We start from the raw sequence: 18,763 nt of genomic DNA, 5'->3' as shown, positions 1-18,763 counted from the left end.
ACAGTCAGCATGGTGTGCCCCGACGTCTGCTGTTCGGGGCGGGCGGCCTGGCGCTGCTCGGCGGCTGCGCGTCGGCCGACCGGACGGCCGGGACCAGGGCCCGGACCGACGGCGCGGTCAGCGGCGCTGCCGCCGCCACGCGTGCCGCCTCGCCCGCTGCCGCCGGTGGCAGGGCCCGGTCCGGGGACGCGGCGGCGGTGACCGCCGCGACGGCCGCGAGCGGTCCGGTCGAGCCCGAGCACCAGGTGCGGGCCGGGCCGATGACCCTGGCGCTGACCTTCGACGACGGCCCCAGCCCGGTGTACACCGACCAGGTGCTGGCGCTGCTGCGCCGCCACCGGGTCACCGCCACCTTCTTCCTGATCGGCGAGAACGTGCGGAAGTACCCGGACGTGGTGCGGCGGACGCTGGCGGCCGGGCACCGGGTCGGCAACCACACCTGGTCCCATCCGGACCTGGGTCGGCTGTCCCGGACCGAGGTCCGTACCGAGCTGGAACGGACCAGTGAGCTGATCGCCGAGGTCGGCCGCGCCGGGCCGCCGAGCCTGTTCCGGGCCCCCGGCGGCTACTTCACCAGCGCCGCGCTGGAGATCTGCGCGGAGCTCGGACTGCGTCCGGTCTCCTGGTCGGTCGACCCCGAGGACTGGTCCAACCCCGGCACCGACGCGATCGTCGACCAGGTGCTGCGGCAGGCCGGCACCGGCTCGATCGTCCTCGAACACGACGGCTGCCTGACCTCGGACCTGATCGCCCCCGGCGGACCGGCCGACCGCTCGCAGACCGTCGCCGCCCTCGCCGACTACCTGCCCCGGCTGCTCGACGCGGGCTACCACTTCGCCGCAGTCTGAGGACTGGCCGTCAACGTCCTTAGACGGAAACGCAGTTGCGGCTGGCGGCGGTGAACGGCTGGCGTTGCCAGCCGCCCCACCGCTCCCGCAGCCGCAGCCCGGCCAGCCGCGCCCTCAGGTCCAGCTCGCTCGGCCACACGTAGCCCGTCGGTCCCGCTCGGCCTGGGCGGTGTTGACCTGGTGGCGGGCCGTGTCGCCGCTCATCGCTCGGAGGGCCACATCCGGGCGCCGCGGCAGCCCGGCGGCCACCCCGCGGCGACCTCCCGGTGCGATCCCGTGTCGGCTCGTAGCCGTCAGTCGGTCGGCAGGACGTCCAAGCCGAGCGCTTTGAGTTGCTCGACGACTGCGTCGTGAGGGTCGGCGTCGGTGATCAGTCCGCTGACCTTCTCCCAGGGCAGGACGCGGAACCGCGAAGCGGTACCGATCTTCTCGGAGGAGGCGAGGATGTAGGTATCCGCGGCCCGTGCGGCCAGGGCCCGCTTCATTGCGGCCTCCTCCGCGTCCGCGGTGGTCAGCCCCGCTTCGGGGTGCACGCCGGTGACGCCGAGCAGGCAGAGGTCGGCGGAGACGTTCTGCGCGGCCTCGACCGCGGCGGCGCCGCAGGCGACCGCCGAGTGCTTGAAGATCCGGCCTCCGAGCAGGAAGAGTTCCGCCTGCGGATGGTCGAGCAGGGCCGCGGCGATCGTCGGGCTGTGGGTGATCACGGTGCAGGCCAGGTCCTGCGGGAGGGCGTGGGCGACGGCGAGGGCGGTGGTGCCGCCGTCGAGGATCAGGGCGTTGCCCGGCCGTACCAGGGCGGCAGCCGCCGAGGCCACCTTCCGCTTGCCGTCCGGGGCCACGTGCTGCCGGGCGGCGTAGTCCACCACCGCCGGCGAGACAGGCAACGCGCCGCCGTAGACCCGCTGGCAGAGTCCTTCGGCGGCGAGGTCGCGCAGGTCGCGTCGCACGCTGTCCTCGGAGATTCCCAGGTCGGCGGCGACGTCCTTGGCGACGATCTTGCCCTCGCGGGCCAGCAGGCCGAGCAGGTGGTCGCGCCGTTCAGCAGCCAGCATTCTTGATCTCTCCTGTTCTTGCACGTTTCTGCATGTATCGTAGCGCGCATGTCCGACAAGCCCATGCTCATCCTCATCGCCGGCCCCTATCGCTCCGGCACCGACGGCGACCCGCAGGCCATGGCCGTCAACCTCGCCCGCCTCGAAGCCGCCGCCTGGCCCGTCTTCGCCGTCGGCCACCTGCCCGTGATCGGGGAGTGGATCGCCCTGCCCGTCCTGCGCTCCGCCGGTGCGGGCCCCACCGACCCCCTCGCCGACCAGGTCCTCTACCCGACCGCCGACCGCCTGCTCACACACTGCGATGCTGTACTGCGCCTGCCCGGCGACTCTGCCGGAGCCGACCAGGACGTCGCCACCGCCCAGCGCCTGGGCCTGCCCGTCTACCACGACGTGGCCGAGATCCCCGGCCGCACCCCGGGGGAGACCGCGTGACCAGCCATCCGGGCATCGACACCCCCGACCACCGCGGCCGCACCGGCCTCGACCAGGCCGGACGCGGCCTGGACCGCAACCCCGGCATCCAGGTCCGCGCTGTCGAGCTCACCTCCCAGGGCTGGCACGTCCTGCGGCGCACCACCTTCGACTACCGCCGTCGGGACGGACGCTGGGAGACCCAGCAGCGCGAGACCTACGACCGTGGCGACGGTGCCGTCGTCCTGCCCTACGACACCGAACGCGGCTGCGTCCTGCTCATCCGTCAGTTCCGCTACCCGGCCTACGTCAACGACTACCCCGACGGCATGCTCATCGAAGCCGCCGCGGGCCTGCTCGACGCGGACGACCCGCCCGCCGCCGTCAGACGCGAGAGCGCCGAGGAACTCGGCGTCACCCTCGGGCCGCTCACCCACGTCCTCGACGCCTACATGAGCCCCGGCTCCGTGACCGAACGCCTCCACTTCTTCGCCGCCCCCTATACCCCGGCCGACCGGACCGGGACCGGCGGCGGACTCGAAGAAGACGGCGAAGACATCGAGGTCCTCGAACTGCCCTTCGCCCAGGCCCTCGCCATGACCCGTGATGGACGCATCACCGACGGGAAGACCATCCTGCTCCTGCAATGGGCGGCCCTGGACGGGCCCTTCGCCCCAGCGAGCGACCGCTGACAACGCCCGCACCCCCGGTGTTGCCCCGGCAGATCTGCGGCCGCGTTGATCGGCCGACCGCCGGGGCAGGGCCTGTCATGCCGCCTCACCGGCCTCCTCTCGCTCGACCAGGACGCCGTTCCTGAACCCGGGGGGATGCGTGCCCTCAAAGCGGGAAGAAGCAATCCCAAAGGGGTTCGGAGTGTCCTCCAGGCCCACTTCGTGAGAGACAACACCTCTTTGCAAGAGCCTGACCGCCTGGGCGGTGAGGTCTCCGCTGCCCCAGACCCCGGCCGCGCCACACTGGTTTACGGCCGAGGAGTTCCAGGTGTCCGCCGACAGTCCGTTCGCCCCCACGTCGCTGACGCGTTCCCCCAGCACCACCCTTCCCGCGTCCCTCCCGCACCGGCCGCTGGACCCGGCGGCACCGGAACCGGGCGCGTACGACGGGAACGCGCCCTTCGCGAGCAGTTCGTCCGCCGAGCAGGTGCGGCCACCACGGTGGCAGGTGGCGCTGACCGGACTGATCGTCGCCTTCCCCCTGCTCGCCCTGGCCCTGGCGGCATGGGTGCTGTGGGGCAGCCTGATCGGCCCCACCGACGTGGTCCTCGCCCTGGCCCTGTACACGGTCACCGGCCTGGGAGTGACGGTGGGCTTCCACCGCTGCCTGACCCACGGGAGCTTCACCCCCACCCCCGCACTGAAGGTCGTTCTCGCGGTCGCGGGATCGATGAGCTTCCAGGGCGACGTGATCGGCTGGGTCGCCATCCACCGCCGCCACCACGCCTTCACCGACCGCCCCGGCGACCCCCACTCACCCTTCCGCTACGGCACCACCCTGCGCGGCGAACTCAAGGGACTGGCCCACGCCCACGTCGGCTGGCTGTTCACCACCGACTCCACTCCCGCCGACCGCTACGCCCCCGACCTGGTCGCCGACCGATCCATGCGCACCGTCTCGGCCGTGTTCCCGGTCCTGTGCCTGCTGTCGCTGGCGCTGCCCTTCGGCCTGGGCTGGGCGGTCACAGGTACCGTGCACGGTGCGCTGACCGCACTGCTGTGGGCCGGCCTGGTGCGAGTCGCGCTCTTGCAGCACGTGACCTGGAGCGTCAACTCGCTGTGCCACATGATCGGCGAGCGTCCGTTCCGCACCCGCCGCCACGACCGCGCCACCAACCTGTGGCCCCTGGCCCTGCTGTCCTTCGGTGAGAGCTGGCACAACCTGCACCACGCCGAGCCCAACTGCGCACGCCACGGCGTGGACCGCTGGCAGCTGGACCCCAGCGCGGGAGTGATCAGCCTGCTCGAACGCGCGGGCTGGGCCCGGGACGTGCACTGGCCCAGCGCCGCCCGTATCGAGGAGCGGCGCCGATGAGCCACCTCGTCCCCGTCGGCCACCAGCTCTGCCCGAGGGCTACCGGCGGGGCCCAGCTGTGCTTCATGGTCATCAACATCCCCGCCCAGTTCCGCGTCGAGCTGACGTCCGAGGAGTTCGGCCGGATGTTCAACGGTCACGAGGCCAGGGCGAGTTCAGCGCACCTGGTTCCGCGGGGCGACCTGGACGAGGACGCTCCGGCGGCGGTGACCGGCCTGGTGGCGGAGCTTCCACCGTGCGGCCGCGAGCGTCAGCGCGCGCAGGGTCCCGCCGCTCGGCCCCTGGGCGTAGTCAGCGGCCGCCACTGGGGTGGGGTGGTGAACTCGTAGCCGGTGGCGAAGTGCTGTACTTCGACGCCACCGGGGCCCGAGCTCTTGGCGTGCAGTGGGGTCAAGCGCGAGGCACTCCGTAGGCCGCGACGTACGGCATCCCCGAGCAGTACCACCACGCCTGTGACGGGATCAGCCGGGCGGCCGCCCGCGGACGCCGATCACGCTTCGGCGTCGAACCAGTCAGCGCCCGATGCCCAGTGCCTCACCCAACTGGCGAAGCCCGCCTCGCCCGTGGTGCAACCGAACTCCGCGCCGAAGGGCATCGCCCGCTCTCCGCCGATGTGCCAGATGTGCCCCCTGTGCTCGCCGGTGACGACCAGGTGCCAGTACATGCCGCAGCCATCTGTGCCCAGCACGATCGACCCGTGGTCGGTGTTCATGCCGCATGAGTATCAGCAGGCGCTGACAGTTCTGCAACCAGTCGAGGCGGCGCGCCGGTCTCGTGGCCATCCCACCACCGGCGACAGGTCGCTGTCGGCGACGAGGCCCGCAGGGCCGCTGCATGACACGTGCCACCAACCGTTCACTGCGTGCACACCCGCAGGACCCCGCTTCGATCACCCGATGCACTTGGCTCTGCATGGGCTATAGAGAGAGGCTGTACATTTCATGGAACGACGTTCCTTCGCCGCCGCCGCGCTGGGTGCTGCGGCGATACCCGTATTGATGGCCGCCGCACCCGCGTCCGCGCAGGCACCGGACCAGGGCGGGCACGACCTCGACCGGCTCCAGCGGGAGATGACCCCGGTCCTCTCCCAGGAGCTGGACGACCCGGCTACCGCCCGCACCCTGGTGCCCTGGATCGCCGACATCGGCTTCGACTGGCACCCGCCGACCGCGCCGGTCGCAGAGCTGGACTTCATCGTCGCCTACAGCTTCGGCAACCGCCCGCCCGCGGGGGGCGGCGACCCGACGAAGGTGCTCTACGAGCCCGGCCCAGTCAACGAGGCGTTGGCGGACACCGTGGCCAAGGTCCGCGCCCGGCGGCACGTCCCGGTGTACGCGCAGTGGGAGATCGCGAGTTTCCTGACGTCCAAGTACCGGATGACGGACGTCACCGCGATCGAGCCGCAGATCGCCGCCGACGGCACGATCACCTACCTGAGCACGGCGGGCGTCGCCGCCCAGGTGCTGGCAGCGCGCAAGCAGGCGCCCGGCGGGATCGGCACGGCGGGTGTGGTCGGCTTCCGCGACCACGTGAAGCGCTGCGTGGAGACCACCCGGCTGCTGGGCATGACCTCGGCCTACGCCCCGCGCGGCATCACCATGCCCGGCACCTACGACCCGCAGTCCGGCCAGGCGTGGACGCGCCGGCGTGAGCTCTACCTCCCCTACGACATGCTGGCCCAGTGGGAGATGCACTACGAGGAACTGCTCACCCAGTACTACCCCAACGGCTGACCAGCCCCGCGACCGCCGGGCCCCGGCCAGGGCTTCGGCGTAGTCGCGTAGTCGAGTGACGTCCGGGTCGTGCTGATAGCGAGGCCCGTTCCGGGGTGGCTCCGCCGCACTGGTCGACAGTGATCGTCGGCCCTCTGGAGGGCGTGCTGGTGCGCCCGGCCGCAGGAGGAGAGGCTGGGATACGCGTTCTGCGCGGTTCCCCACGTCCCGGCGCGTGCCGGGGGCCGTCCGTTCACTGGGGGTGTGGTGGCCGAGCCTGTCCGGGTGCGCAGGTTGACCGACCAGGAGGGGCAAGACGGCCACCACCCGACCCACCAAACGCAGGAGCGCCTCCAGGCCGCTCCTGGACTACGCGGCGGACGTCGCCGACAACCGAGCAGTGTCAGTGGTCCACGGCACAATCATCGCTATGGAAAAACGAATCTTTGAGGTCGCAGGTGCGGCCCTGTCCGTCGAAATCTCCGGCCACGAGGCGCTGCCGCCGCTGCTGCTCCTTCACGGCGGCTTGGGGAGTACCGCTGACTTCGCTGACCTGGTGCCGCTCCTCGCCGACGCCTACCGGGTCGTCTGCATGGACAGTCGAGGGCACGGACGCTCCACGCGGGGCGACGTGCCGTTGAGCTATCAGCGTCTCGAACAGGACGCCCTCGTCGTCCTGGACGGACTCGGCATCACGCGCGCGGATGTGATGGGGTTCAGCGACGGCGGCATCACCGGCCTCCGACTCGCCGCGCATCACCCTGACCGGGTCGGGACGCTGTTCACCATCGGCTCGGACTGGCGGTTGCTGGAGGCGAGCCGTGTGTTCAATGCGCAGGTCACCCCGCAGTGGTGGCGTGACCGCAACCCAGACGGCCCGTACTCCGAGGCCGCCTATGCCGAGAAGAACCCGGAGCCCGACTTCGAGCGGCTGGTCACGGAGACCGTGGCCATGTGGACCGACAACACCAGCGCGCCCGGGTACCCCGGCGAGGACGTTCGGACCATCACCGCCCCGATCGTCATGATCCGCGGCACCGACGACCATCTCTCCAGCCACGACCTCGCCATCGCCCTGCAAGATCTTCTTCCCGGAACTGCACTGCACGAGATTCCCGATGCCGGCCATGGGGTCGCCGCCAGCCGACCCGCGGAGGTTGCCACGATCATGCGCAGGGCACCCCGAGACCTAACCCCTGCCACCTAGTTGCTCTGACTGCCAAGGTTCGCCGGGTTGACTGACGCGTATCGGTTAGGCGGGTGGACGTGGGCCGGCGCTGGTGACAGTGCCGGCCCACCAGTCCGGTTGATCGGATTCGCGCCAGTGGACTTCCAGGAGTCTATGCGTGAGCTCTTCGGCCTTGTGGCGGCATGCAGTCTGCGCGGTGCCTGGCTCGCAGGTGGGCGCGGGATCGTTGAGAGCGCCGTCGGCGATGCCCGAGGGGCTGGTGAAGTCGATCGCGTACCGCCACCTGTCAACGGTCCGGTAGAGCACGAGGGTCGTCGGGGTGCCGATGGTGCGCCAGTACGGCTGCCGCTTGCTTGCCATGTCCGCACGCTACTGGCCCTGGCGGGTTCCCTTCGCTGCGGATGCGGGCACGTTCCCTGCGCTGCGCGGCCAGGACTCAGTGCGGCCAGGGTGGTTGCGGCGCCCTTCTGGCGGCGGTTGACGCCCCAGAGGGTGTCGTCGCCGATGGAGTAGCAGCCGTGGAAGTAGACCCCGTGTCTCCGCTGAAACGTGCGGCCGGACAGGCCCGAGCGGGCATCGCGGCGGATCGCCGCGTACAGATCGACCTTGGACTTCGGCTGTACCCCACCAAGCCGCTGAGGTGACAGAGGCGGCTGCCCCGCCTGCGAGGGCGGGGCGGCCGGGTGCGGGTTCAGCCGCGGTTGCCGGTGAACAGCCGGTGGAGTGCCAGGAGGATGAAGGACCCGACGATCGCAGCTATCCACGTGGACAGATGGAAGAACCCGTTCAAGGAGTGGACGTGCAGGAACACCTTTCCGAGCCATCCGCCCAGGAGCGCGCCGAAGACGCCGATGATCATCGTGATGATGATGCCCCCGGGGTCTCTGCCCGGCATCAGGGCCTTGGCGATGGCTCCGGCGATAAGGCCGAGGAGGATCCAGGCGACGATACCCACGGTCGATCCCTTCAGTCGTGTTCCAGGCGCTTGGCGCCCGTCAGGAGAACGCCTACCCGGCCGCCCCGAATGGACACATCGCTGCCATGCCGACAACCGCCTCACCAATGATCGTTGCCACGGCGGGATCCTCACCGGCCGCAGCGGCAACTGGGGAACCGGGCTGGTGGCCGCAACGTCCCACTGCCGTGCTCTGCCTTGATGGATTGCCGAAGCACATCGCGTCGAGAAGAAGGACGGACAGCTGATGATGACGAAGCGCGGTCGTGGAACGGTGGTCGCCTGGATCGCGATTCTGTGCACGGTGGGCGCGGTCGGTTGCGGCGCCTCGCAAAGCGCTGGAGCAACCGGCGGAGCGGGAACGGGCCGTTCCGGAATCATTACTGATGGTCCGTCATTTCTGCCCGCGAACGAGCTTCCGCCCGGGGGCCCGGCGCTGCCGCTAATCGCGGCTGCCCCGAAGGGGGCGGCCAGTCTGCCCTGGCAGTTGGTCAGCCAGGACCGGGTGCATCAGGAACTCACCATCGAGGTCGCCCGGGGTGGGTGCACCGCTGTCGTCCCGGAGGGTTTCACGGAGTCCGCCACGGCCACCGCCGTGACCGTGAGCGTCGTCGCTGAGGTCTACAAGGCGTCCGCTTGCGGGGCGGACCTGAGTTTCGGCCTCTATACGGTGAAGTTGACGGCCGCCGATGCAAGCCTCGGCATTGAGCATGGCGCTATTCACGATTGGGAATCTGGCAGCTGACGGACCGTCACTCATGGGGATACGATCCGCATCACGAATATCGTGCGTGCTCGATGCCGTGGAGCGACATGTACGAGGAGAAGGTGATCTTCGGGGCCGGCCCCGTGGTGGGCTGACAACCACCACTGCGACATGAGCACCGATGGCCGATCCGACGACGCCGGATCGGCCATTCGCTCCTCATGAGCTTCTTCGGGACCAGCGGCTGAGTGAAGAGCCGGCGGCCCGCAGCAGTCGAACGTCTGACAATCGGTAGTCCGCGCTCGCCGGGCGCGGCCTGGTGCCAGGGCACGGCCCAGTGGCCTGGCACCACTTCGTCACACGCCTCGCCTTGTCGATCCAGCAGCGCGCTGGCAATGGCGGGCTTCAACTGGCGCCCGCTGCCTGTCTCTACTTGACATTGCGGAACAGGAGTCGTACGGGTACGAGGTGGTCCAGCGCCTGCAGGGCGCCGGATTCACCGACGTCCTGGAGGGCACGGTGTATCCGGCCCTGGCCCGGCTCGAACGTGAGGGGCGGCTGGCCTCCCGGCTGGTCGCCTCCTCCAGCGGCCCGGCGCGCAAGTACTACCGGCTGACCGCCGCCGGGCACGAGGTCCTGGCCTCCGGTGCCGCCAGCTGGGCCCGGCACGCCGCCGGCGTCGATGCCGTCCTGTCCCGTCCGCTGTCCGCCGTACCGCAGAAGGGTTCCTGACATGCCGCACACCGTCACCTGGCTCGACCGGTTGCGCGTCGAACGGCTGCTCTGGTCGCTCGACCAGCGCCTCTACGACCTGCCCAGACGCACCCGGATCGCCCACCGGCGCGAGGTCCGCGCCAACCTGCTGGCCGCCGCCGCGGAAGTCGGTGCAGCCGAGGCGCTGCGTCGGCTCGGCGGCGCCCGCGAGCTGGCCGCGCAGTACCTCGACGCCGACGGCAGCTACACCTGGGGCGGCGTCACCTGGCTCCAGAGCCCGCTGACCTTCGTCCTGCACGAAGGGCAGGCCACTCACGTCGGCGGAGCCTGGACGCCCCTGACCTACGTGATCCTGCTGGGCGGCGCGGTCGCCTACGGCCGCCTGTGGCGAGCCCTGCCAGCCCGCCGCAACCAACGGCGGGCCGGGTCCACGACGGACAGCTTGGCGCTCTGATCTCTCCAGCGGCCGCCGCAAGTCGCCTCCGGGGGATGGGCCCACGTGACCGGGGTGGCAGCCTACGCGATTGAGGTGGGAGTCCAGCCGCTTGATCATCCGGAGCGGGATTCCATCGGCGGACGGCCGTTCCTGGATGTGGGGCAGGAGTGGCCGGCGTGTTTCCGCGGTGAGCGGATGGTGCTGTTCTTCCAGTTCGACGTACCAGAGGACGTGGAACACTTCGGAGGCAGCCACCTGCTGGTTTTCACTGTCGCGAGCACAACGACGCCAGCGGCCCACCGGACGACTGCGGCGGCGCTGGCGGAGACTGCCTGTCCGATGTGGCGGTGCTGCGGGCCGATCCGCAGGGCCACGGGCGAAGTCCGTACCTGTGGCCGGGCTGCTACAGGCCGGGCAACGCGGGCAGCAACACCGCTGCCGACCACCTCACCACCACCTGTCTCGCCCTGGCACAGCTGCCGAAGCGCTACCGGCGCGGACGTCGCACGCTGATTCGCACCGACTCCGCCGGCGGCACCCACGAGTTCCTGGACCGGCTCACGGCGCGCGGCCGGTGGCCGGGGCTGTTCCAAAGTCCTGACCACGGGTGAACGTGCAGGTCGGAGGCTGTGGTGCCGTGGTGGCCGTCACGTAAGCAACGGAGCTCCGGTTGACGGGGGGACCTGCCAAGTCGCCCGTGTCCTGGAGCTCCGATGTGCCGCCAGACTGCCACCGTCTGTCTGATCAAGTCGCCCGGCCGCGCCGAGCGTGAACTCCCGCTCCTCGCGGACCGGTTGTCTGCCCTGCCCGATCCGCGCGACCGTCGGGGACGCCGCCACCCGCTGGCCGCGGTGCCGCTGACCGCCGCGTGCGCGGTCTTGGCCGGCGCCCGCTCCTACCTCGCGATCGGGCAGTGGGCCCGCCACGCACCCCAGCACGCGCTCGCCCGGCTCGGGTTTCGTCCGCATGGCGTGTTCGGGGTCCGCACCGCACCCTCGACCTCCACCGTGCGCCGGGTTCTGCTCGCGGTCTGTCCCGGCGGCCTGGCCGACTTGCTCGGCACCGACCCGACCGGGACCGACACGATCGCGTGGACGGGAAGACTGCACGCGGCTCACGCACCCACACCGCTCCGGCCGCCCACCTGCTGGCCGCCGTCACCGGCAAGGGCCGCACCGTCACCCAGTCACGGGTCCCGGCCAAGACGAACGAGGTCACCGCGTTCCGGCACCTGCTCGCCCCGTTCGACCTGGCTGGGGCCACGGTGACGGCCGACGCCCTGCACACCCGGCGCGACCATGCCTGCCACCTGGTCGAGGACCGCAAGGCGCACTACCTGCTGCTGGTCAAGGGCAACCAGCCCCGCCTGCACGCCGCCCTGCGCGCCCTGCCCTGGCAGCGCGTGCGGGCCCGCTACGACCGCGAACTGGGACACGGCCGCCGTGAGACGCGCTCCCTGCGGGTGCTGACCGTCACCGACCCGCACCCGGACTTCCCCCACGCCGTCCAGGCCGCGGAGATCCTGCCGCACCGGACCGGCGCCCGCACCAGGAAGGTCTCGCGGCAGACCGTCTACGCGATCACCGACCTGACCGCCCCCCAGGCGTCCCCGCTGACCCTCGCCCGGCTCGCGCGCTCGCACTGGACCATCGAGGACCGGCTCCACTTCGTGCGCGACACCGCCTTCGCCGAGGACGCCTCCAAGATCCGCACCGGCCACGGCCCCGAGAACATGACCACCCTGCGCAACCTCGCCATCGACACCCTGCGGGCCGCCGGACACACCGGCATCGCAGCCGGCCTGCGCGAGGTCTCCTACGCACCCCACCAGCGGCCACTCGACCTGCTCAACCTGCCCTGACCAGCACAGACGTCGCACCACCCGGACAATGAATCAGCCCTGGGCCACTGCCTGCCCGAGCTGGATTCAGCCTCGATCTTCATGCGACAGAAACAGCCATTGGCTTGCGCCCGGATCTCGCGATGGCAGCGTCTGAAACCTGCGCTCAGCCCAGTCGGATGCGATCGGCCCTCAGCAGCTTGTCCCCGACTTCCCGCACTGACGCAGATTCAAGCATCCCACCTAGATGAGCCCAGCTCTCCTTTGGCATCACGACCGTGTTCGGAAAGCTGAAATCAGATCCTCGCCCATACAGCACAAGACCATTCCAATCGAATTCCTCGGATCGCCCATCTTCGTCCAGGATGTATCCGACTGTTTCAGCCGCACACTTATCCACGTATTCGAGGAGCATGCGTCCCACTGCGGCACGTTGCACGTTTGTCAGTCCGGAAAAATAATATGTCTGGATCTCACACTCCAGCGGAACGGCAGAGAACTCACAGGTCAGGTCGACATCTGCCGAGAGCCACCATTCGAGATTGAGGCTCCCCAAGTGCATGCAGGCCAAACGTACGGCTTCATCCGGGTCAACCAGCACCTGGTCGCCATCAATATTTAGCAGTACAGCCTTACGAAGCACCGGATGCTCGATTTCAATAGCATGCTTCGAGAATTCGGCAATCTGACGCAGCAGATCCCTCTCGGTTGACCTGCTTCGATACCATCGAAAAAATCCATCCATCCGGTCACCCCATGTCGAAGATGAATACGTTACCCGCCCCGAGGGCCTTTGTCGCCTGATCTATGGCCGACTGAGGCGTTCCCTGGGCCAGGTAGTACTGGGCAGCCACTCCCTTCTGATCGGCCGTCCACTTCAGAATTGACAATCTGGAACCAAATTTTGTAGGACTCAATGCTTTCGCCGAACCCCCGACCCCAACGTATTCACCATTCGGCCCAATCACGTCGACATCCGTGGACCCAACATTCGGGCGAGTCACCATCATACCCTGGCCGTTTTCATCCGCCGTGTCCGTTCCTCCAATCAAGTCAGCCACGAACTTCTCCCTGGCCCTGCCAAGATACTGGGCGGAGTTCATGGTTGGCGCAGGTCCGGGATTCGAAGGACCGTCTGCGGATGCCGCGTCGCTGGATGAGGCGTTCATCAGCGTGTTGAGGTCCTCGCCGAATCCCGTCGCAGATTTGATCATGAGGCCGGCGCTGGGCGTAGCGACAGCGAGTCCTCCTGCGAGGGAAGGCGCTCCGACGACGCAAGGTACGCCTAGCGCGCACTCGCCCACACCGCTGGCCGCCAACACGCCACCCCCCGCTGCCCCACCTGCCCCTGCGAGCATTCCGAGGGCGTTCCAACCAGCGTCACCCACGGTTCCAGAATTATCCGCGACAGTGGATACCAGGTTGTGGAGAGAAGCGTTTCCTTGGTCGATCTGAGCCTGTGAGCGGCAGGTGGTGAATTTACCGCCGCCGGCGCAGTGGGTCTTGGCGTTGTAGGCCGTCCACCTGTTCATCTCCTGCTGCCACTGGTCGTAGGCCGGGAGATAGTAGTTGTAGTAGTAGTCGTCCTCGGCGATCTGCCAGCGGATAGCTGCCCTTTGGGCAGCCGATTCCTCAGCCGACTGCCGTGCGTAGTAGCCCTCGACGGCCGCCGCCGAGCCGACCGCGTCCCCGGCCATGATCATGACCATGTTGCCGGTGGGATCGGACTGGTTGATCGGGTCGTCCTCGGCGTAACTGTAGCCGTTGAGTTGTTGCAGACTGGTGGCTTCGAAGAGGGGATCGAGGCTGATGAAGCGGCCGGTGGTGGGATCGTACTCGCGCGAGCCAACGACAGTCAGGCCGGTGCTGGTGTCGGTTGGGGCATTGAGGAATCCGCGATTGTCGGCCCAGCTGACTGTGGTGCCGCGGGGGGCTCCGTAGGGGGTGAATTGCCGCCAGGTGGGGTTCTGCGCAGTGTAGTCCAGAGCGAGGCCGTTGGTTCCGTGCTGGTCACTGAACTGGAACTGGTAGTTGTTTCCAGCTGCCGTGCGTACCGCAGTGCCGCCACCGGGGAGGTCGTAGAAGCGGGTGCCGGTGACGGTGGTGCCGGTGAGGGTGAGCTGTTCGCCGGACAGGTAGAGGGTGGTGCTGCCGGGGTCCTTCTCAAGCAGCAGGGATCCACTGGCGTCGTAGACGAAGCTGCTGTTGCCCGCGGTGCCGCCGTTGATGTTGGTGAGCTGGCCGTTGGGGGACCAGATCAGAGTCTGCGTGCCGGTGCTGGGGGTGGTCCGGCTAGTCATGTTGCCGTCGGCGTCGTAGCCGTAGTTGGTGGGGCCGCTCGTGCCGCCGGTGGTGGACGTCAAGGTCTGCGGCTGGTTGGTGCCGTTGCCGTTGTAGGCGTAGTCGGTGGTGGCGTCGGTGCCGCCGGTGGTGGAGTGGTCGGTCTCGGTCTGGCGGTTGCCCAGGGCATCGAAAGTCCAGCTGGTCCAGTACGCGCCGCCGCTGATTCCATCGCCGACCGTGCTGGAGTTACCGGCGGTGGGGGTTGCGGCGCAGGAGTCGGTGGCGGTCCAGGCCTGGGTCAAGCGCTGGAGGCTGTCGTACTGGTTGCACTGGGTCTCGCTGCTGCTGGAGGAACCGAGGCGGGTGCTGGTCTGCGAGGTGATGTTGCCGTCTGTGTCGTACTGGTACGACTCGTCGTCGACGTCGGCTGGGGTGGCGGTCGAGCGGGTGATCAACTCGTCGCTCAGTTCGCTGGTGTGCAGGTCGAAGGTGTTAGTGAGGTAGGCCTCGCTGGTCGACGCACCGATCGTTTCCTGCTCGACGCGGCCGAAGGCGTCGTAGGTGACGCCCTGGGTGTAGCCGTTGGCGCCGATGAGGGTGTTGGGCAGGTCGAGGGCTCCCGCGTAGCCGTGGATGACCGATTCTGCGGGAAGACCTCCGGCGGCGGGGTTGATGTCCTTGAGCAGGAGGCCGGTGTTGGTGGAGTAGGTGTGCTGGAAGGTGTAGGTGCCGGCCAGGGCTCCCTCGGCGGAGGGGATGGTGATGGTCTCGCCCTTGGACTCGCCGAAGGCGTTGAATGCTCCGGCCTGGGTGACGTAGGCGGCACCGTTGTTGTATGCGGTGGAGGTTGTGAGCTGTCCGATGGCGTCGGTCACACCGGTCACGTTGTTGCTGTTGTCGTAGATCCAGGACGCAGTCTCGTTGCTGGAGCTCTGGGCCGTAGTGGCGGCGTTGTACTGGGCGGTCTTGCGGCCCAGGGCATCGTAGGTGGTGCTGACCGTGTGGCCGAGCGCGTCTGTGGCCTGGGTCAGGTTCCCCGCAGCGTCGTAGGTCATGGTCGAGTTGCCGGCGTCGGGGTCGGACTTGGCGGTGATCTGGCCCAGCAGGTTGTAGGTGTCGGTCCAGGTAGATCCGCCAGCAGTGGTGGTGTTCTGGTTGTCGTGGCTGTCGTAGCCGTAGGTGATGGCCTGACTGGTGCCGCCGGCGATGGACCAGGTACCGGTGAAGGTGTTGGTGGGAGTGTTCAGCGTCGGGGCACTGGTGTAGGAGTCGAGTTCGGTGGTGCGTCCGAGCGGGTCGGTCACGGTCGAGGTGACCGTGCCGCCGCCGGCCGGGATGACACCGCTGGCCGGAATCGGCGCAGTGGTGGGGATGACGGTGGTGCGGTCGCCGTTGTAGATGGTGGTGGTTGAGGAGACCACCACGTTGTCCTTCTCGGAGGAGTCGACCACCACCCGGCCCAGGCCGTCGTAGGTGTAGTAGTCCTGGTTGGGGACTTCGTCCTTGAGGTTGGCCGCGGATACCAGAGTCGTGTCCGGCGTCGTGGCCGGATCCCACCAGCCTTTGTAGGTCGCCGACTTCCAACCGCGAGTGTCGTAGAAGGTGTCAGTGACCAGCCGCCCGCCCTGTGGAGTCGGAGTCTGGGTTTGCCGGGGTCGCAGTAGCGCGTCATAAATGACGGTCGAGACGTTGTAGCCGGACTCGTCGTTCATGGTGTCCGTGGTCACCGCGGTGACGCCGGTGTTGGACACCAGATAACTGTAGGTGTTGTTCGCTGGACTGCTGGTGGGGCGGGAGGCTGTCCAGACCGAGGTGGCGCGGCCCAGGGTGTCGTACTGGGTGGTGGTGACGATGCCGTTGGCGTCAGTGGAGGTCAGGGTGAGGTTGCGGGCCGGGTCCAGGGTGACTGAGACACTCTGACTGAGGGCATTGGTGGTGGTGGTCCCGGTGACCAGGCCAACGGTGTCGGTGGTGTACGTGGTGTGGGTGTCCGAACCGACCGGGTCGTAGGCGTCGGTTCCGCGCCCGGCCGCGTCGAAGACCTGCGCAGAGGTGGTGGTCCAGCCGAAGGCACTGCCGCTGTAGCCGTTGGCCTTCTGCACGATCGAGACCTCGCCCTTGGTGGGGGCGGTGGTCTGCGGGAACGTCAGGCTGGGCCAGCTTGACGGCTTGGCCGCATCAGTGGGGTCGTCGTAGAAGCTTCGGGTCGCGGAGACGACCTGGGCTGGACGGGACACGGTACCCGGCGCGGTGAGGGTGTTGAGCGAGCCGGGGACACTACTGACGCTGCCCTCGGTGAACCCTCCGCAGGCCACCGAGTCGGTCTCGGCACCCGACACCAGCCCGACCAGGTTCTCACTCGTGTTGGCGGGTGCGTAGCTGGTGGTGGTGCAGCGGTCGTAGGCGGCTTGGGCGGGCACCGTGTGGGTGTAGCTGACCTGGGGCAGGCCGAAGTCCGCATCGGTCAGCGTCGTGTCATAGCTGGTGTCGGTCTCGCTGATGCGCCAAGTGGTGGTGCCGCCGTCGGTGTCCGCGGTCCGGCTCCAGTTCTCGACCGGTTCGACCAGGTTCGCGGTCAGCGCCGGGAGGCCGGTCCTGGCGCGGCTGGCGGTGGCCGGCGAGACCCAGTACGAGGTGATGGTGGACTGGTTGACCGGGCCGCCGGACCCCAGGTAGGTCGTGGATTCCATTGGTTCGCCAGCAAGTTGGTCGGCGTCGTCGTGCTTGCCACCCTGGGAGTCGGTCAAGGTCACAGCTGTGCTGTTGTTGTCGTCCGACATGCCCTGGTAGTACTGCGTCTCGCTCTCGGTCTGCGGATCGTTGACCCCGTCACCGGTGAAGGTTTTCACGTCCGAGTAGCCGCGCCACTGGCCGTAGCTGCGGTACTTGGCCTGGACGACCTCGTTGTCGTCGTAGTGCCAGGCGGCTCCCGAGTACTTGTAGGAGGTCTGCATCACCGGTGCGCCGCCGGTGGGATCGCTCTGGGTGACCTCCTGCACGACGTACTTGTTGAACCAGTCGAGGAACGGGGCGCTGTAGCCCTCAGGTGTCCAGTACACCGGGTAGCAGGAGGAGGTGTTACTGGACGGGGTGATGGTGACCGGTGCCTTGCACGGGTCGTTCAGGCCGTAGTCCACTCCGATGACCGAGCCTGACTCGGTGGTCACCGAGCTGATGCGGAATCGGTAGAGGGGCGGCAGCCCGTCGGTGACGGTGTCGACCCGGTTGGGCAGGTCGATCATGCCGAAGGAGACGGACGGCAGGGTGATCGCCGTAGCGGAACCGGTGGCCCGGGAATCGGAGCCCTTGCGTGAGACAGAGGCCAGCCACAGGGTCGCCCCGCCGTCGCCGTCCGTCGGCATGGTCTGGTTCAGGGTGTAGGTGTCCACCGTGTTGTACGCGGAGGTCAGGGTGTCCCACTGTTCGGTGGTGATAGACGCCAGACGCACCGTGGAGTAGAAGGACGGCGAGTAGGAGGCGCAGGTGGCCCCGGAGGCGCAGGCTTGGTCGAACGGCACGTCGGGCCAGTTCGCTTCGGTGGTGGAGTTCAGCGGGTCGCAGGCGCTGGCTCCGGCCATGCAGCGATCCGCTGTTGCGAACGAGACTCTGTCGGCGACGGTGCCGTAGGCGTTGCCGTCGGTGAAGCCGTAGTCCACGTGGTCCAAGTGCGAGTCCCGCACGTAGGAGGTGTTCTTGGCGCCGTTGTCCTGGCCGTAGTAGTTGGTGTCCTGGTCGTAGTAGTACGCCATGGCGTTGCCGTGAACGTCCTTGACGTAGTCCAGGTTGTAGCGGTATCCCATGGTGCACACCGACGAGGTGAAGCCCGAGGAGCTGTAGCAGGGGTCACCGGAGTGCGCGGAGTAGACCGGTTCCGTGTCGACCGAGTTCGTCGCGGCCTTGCCCGTGGTCCAACCCGGCAGGTGGTTCAGGCCGAAAGAGTAGACCGTGCCCGCGCTGTCGGTGACCGTGTAGTAGTCGGTGTTGTAGGTGCCGTCGCCGTTGTTCGAGCCGGTGACGTGCGCCACCACGTTGCCGTCGTCGTCCGCCGTCTTCCAGACCTTGGCAGTGGCGTCCCACACCAGGTCAGTACTGGAACCGTTGAGCGACAGGGTGAGCACAGGGCCTGCGTAGCAGTCGTCGCCGGTGGAGGTCGGCGAGGCGCTTCCTTCAGGACTGTCGGCGCAGCTGGTGAACGTCTCCTCGATGAAGGACTGGGGCATGTCCCATCCGTCGCCGATCCATCCGGCCTGCGCCTGTGTGGCCGAGGTCTGGCCGTCGACCGAACCGGAGTCGTAACTCAGCGACAGTTTCGGGGTCAGCGAGGACCCGGCGGGCGGGACAGTGATGTCATAGCCGTACTGGAAGGAGCCGTTGGAGCCCCCGGCGGTCCAGGAGCCCGCCGCCTTCAGACTGGTCGTACCGTACGTTCCCTCCGGTCCGCCGCCGTCACCCGCACTCCCCCCGGACACCGCGGCCAGGACCATCGCAGGCTTGGCAACGGCACTTGTGGTCACCGCCGAGGGCACGGCACCAGCCTTCGGGGTGACAGAAGCCGGCAGTGAGACCGTCGC

General features: G+C 68.5%; 17 protein-coding genes and 4 pseudogenes. 13 read left to right on the top strand and 8 right to left on the bottom strand.

The window, feature by feature from the left end:
* The first annotated feature begins 14 nt into the window (after nucleotides 1-14).
* Entirely contained in the window at nucleotides 15-848 is an 834-nt protein-coding gene (locus GXP74_RS22905) for a polysaccharide deacetylase family protein (RefSeq protein ID WP_182453117.1), read from the top strand.
* Nucleotides 849-962: 114 nt separating this feature from the next.
* On the opposite strand, the gene GXP74_RS40855 is transcribed toward GXP74_RS22905, so the two are convergent.
* Both GXP74_RS40855 and GXP74_RS22900 read right to left on the bottom strand, forming a co-directional pair.
* The gene (locus tag GXP74_RS40855) at nucleotides 963-1,052 is read right to left on the bottom strand and encodes a hypothetical protein (protein ID WP_255528145.1); all 90 of its coding nucleotides are present in this window, start codon (nucleotides 1,050-1,052) and stop codon (nucleotides 963-965) included.
* Between the two features lie 89 nt (nucleotides 1,053-1,141).
* The gene (locus GXP74_RS22900) at nucleotides 1,142-1,900 is read right to left on the bottom strand and encodes a DeoR/GlpR family DNA-binding transcription regulator (RefSeq protein WP_182453116.1); all 759 of its coding nucleotides are present in this window, start codon (nucleotides 1,898-1,900) and stop codon (nucleotides 1,142-1,144) included.
* A 48-nt stretch (nucleotides 1,901-1,948) separates the two neighbouring features.
* Here GXP74_RS22900 and GXP74_RS22895 point away from each other — a divergent pair, with 48 nt between their 5' ends.
* The 4 genes from GXP74_RS22895 (at nucleotide 1,949) to GXP74_RS22880 (ending at nucleotide 4,686) form a co-directional block, all read left to right on the top strand.
* Nucleotides 1,949-2,332, top strand: coding sequence for a DUF4406 domain-containing protein (locus tag GXP74_RS22895; RefSeq protein ID WP_182453115.1), 384 nt, complete (start codon nucleotides 1,949-1,951; stop codon nucleotides 2,330-2,332).
* A complete protein-coding gene (locus tag GXP74_RS22890; RefSeq protein ID WP_182453114.1) occupies nucleotides 2,329-3,003 on the top strand; it encodes an NUDIX domain-containing protein in 675 nt (224 codons plus the stop codon). Before GXP74_RS22895 ends, GXP74_RS22890 begins: the two co-directional genes overlap by 4 nt.
* A 307-nt stretch (nucleotides 3,004-3,310) precedes the next feature.
* Nucleotides 3,311-4,357, top strand: a complete 1,047-nt coding sequence (locus tag GXP74_RS22885; protein ID WP_225448124.1) for a fatty acid desaturase — start codon at nucleotides 3,311-3,313, stop codon at nucleotides 4,355-4,357.
* The gene (locus GXP74_RS22880; protein WP_182453113.1) at nucleotides 4,354-4,686 is read left to right on the top strand and encodes a hypothetical protein; all 333 of its coding nucleotides are present in this window, start codon (nucleotides 4,354-4,356) and stop codon (nucleotides 4,684-4,686) included. Before GXP74_RS22885 ends, GXP74_RS22880 begins: the two co-directional genes overlap by 4 nt.
* A 161-nt stretch (nucleotides 4,687-4,847) precedes the next feature.
* On the opposite strand, the pseudogene GXP74_RS22875 reads toward GXP74_RS22880, so the two are convergent.
* A pseudogene (locus tag GXP74_RS22875) lies at nucleotides 4,848-5,060 on the bottom strand (SMI1/KNR4 family protein); the annotation flags it as partial.
* 238 nt (nucleotides 5,061-5,298) lie between these two features.
* Here GXP74_RS22875 and GXP74_RS22870 point away from each other — a divergent pair.
* The gene (locus GXP74_RS22870) at nucleotides 5,299-6,090 is read left to right on the top strand and encodes a hypothetical protein (RefSeq protein ID WP_182453112.1); all 792 of its coding nucleotides are present in this window, start codon (nucleotides 5,299-5,301) and stop codon (nucleotides 6,088-6,090) included.
* Nucleotides 6,091-6,499: 409 nt separating this feature from the next.
* Complete coding sequence (locus GXP74_RS22865) at nucleotides 6,500-7,276, top strand: alpha/beta fold hydrolase (protein ID WP_182453111.1); 777 nt, start codon at nucleotides 6,500-6,502, stop codon at nucleotides 7,274-7,276.
* A 45-nt stretch (nucleotides 7,277-7,321) separates the two neighbouring features.
* Here GXP74_RS22865 and GXP74_RS22860 read toward each other — a convergent pair whose 3' ends face one another.
* The 3 genes and pseudogenes from GXP74_RS22860 to GXP74_RS22855 form a co-directional block, all read right to left on the bottom strand.
* Entirely contained in the window at nucleotides 7,322-7,618 is a 297-nt protein-coding gene (locus tag GXP74_RS22860; RefSeq protein WP_182453110.1) for a hypothetical protein, read from the bottom strand.
* A 56-nt stretch (nucleotides 7,619-7,674) separates the two neighbouring features.
* Nucleotides 7,675-7,809, bottom strand: a pseudogene (locus tag GXP74_RS40850) (IS630 family transposase); the annotation flags it as partial.
* 140 nt (nucleotides 7,810-7,949) lie between these two features.
* A complete protein-coding gene (locus tag GXP74_RS22855; RefSeq protein ID WP_182453109.1) occupies nucleotides 7,950-8,213 on the bottom strand; it encodes a GlsB/YeaQ/YmgE family stress response membrane protein in 264 nt (87 codons plus the stop codon).
* Between the two features lie 247 nt (nucleotides 8,214-8,460).
* Here GXP74_RS22855 and GXP74_RS22850 point away from each other — a divergent pair, with 247 nt between their 5' ends.
* From GXP74_RS22850 to GXP74_RS22830, 6 genes and pseudogenes are all read left to right on the top strand, one after another.
* Entirely contained in the window at nucleotides 8,461-8,958 is a 498-nt protein-coding gene (locus GXP74_RS22850; RefSeq protein ID WP_182453108.1) for a hypothetical protein, read from the top strand.
* 384 nt (nucleotides 8,959-9,342) lie between these two features.
* Nucleotides 9,343-9,651: a PadR family transcriptional regulator gene (locus tag GXP74_RS22845; protein WP_182456579.1), complete on the top strand. Its 309-nt coding sequence runs from the start codon at nucleotides 9,343-9,345 to the stop codon at nucleotides 9,649-9,651.
* A gap of 1 nt (nucleotide 9,652) precedes the next feature.
* Nucleotides 9,653-10,087 carry a hypothetical protein gene (locus GXP74_RS22840; RefSeq protein WP_182453107.1) on the top strand — a complete coding sequence of 145 codons (435 nt, stop codon included), beginning with the start codon at nucleotides 9,653-9,655 and terminating at the stop codon, nucleotides 10,085-10,087.
* A 389-nt stretch (nucleotides 10,088-10,476) separates the two neighbouring features.
* Nucleotides 10,477-10,623 (top strand): annotated as a pseudogene (locus GXP74_RS22835) (IS1380 family transposase); the annotation flags it as partial.
* A 159-nt stretch (nucleotides 10,624-10,782) separates the two neighbouring features.
* Nucleotides 10,783-11,061: pseudogene (locus GXP74_RS40845) on the top strand (transposase family protein); the annotation flags it as partial.
* Between the two features lie 98 nt (nucleotides 11,062-11,159).
* Nucleotides 11,160-11,930: an ISAs1 family transposase gene (locus GXP74_RS22830; protein WP_225448123.1), complete on the top strand. Its 771-nt coding sequence runs from the start codon at nucleotides 11,160-11,162 to the stop codon at nucleotides 11,928-11,930.
* 145 nt (nucleotides 11,931-12,075) lie between these two features.
* Here GXP74_RS22830 and GXP74_RS22825 read toward each other — a convergent pair whose 3' ends face one another.
* Together GXP74_RS22825 and GXP74_RS22820 are read right to left on the bottom strand one after the other, a co-directional pair.
* A complete protein-coding gene (locus GXP74_RS22825) occupies nucleotides 12,076-12,654 on the bottom strand; it encodes a hypothetical protein (RefSeq protein WP_182453106.1) in 579 nt (192 codons plus the stop codon).
* Between the two features lie 4 nt (nucleotides 12,655-12,658).
* Complete coding sequence (locus tag GXP74_RS22820; protein ID WP_182453105.1) at nucleotides 12,659-18,661, bottom strand: RHS repeat domain-containing protein; 6,003 nt, start codon at nucleotides 18,659-18,661, stop codon at nucleotides 12,659-12,661.
* Between the last annotated feature and the right edge of the window lie 102 nt (nucleotides 18,662-18,763).

The organism is Streptacidiphilus sp. P02-A3a (assembly GCF_014084105.1).
GTDB lineage: Bacteria > Actinomycetota > Actinomycetes > Streptomycetales > Streptomycetaceae > Streptacidiphilus.
The sequence above is the reverse complement of the archived record's forward strand: the minus strand, read 5'-3'. Positions and strand labels throughout refer to the sequence as shown.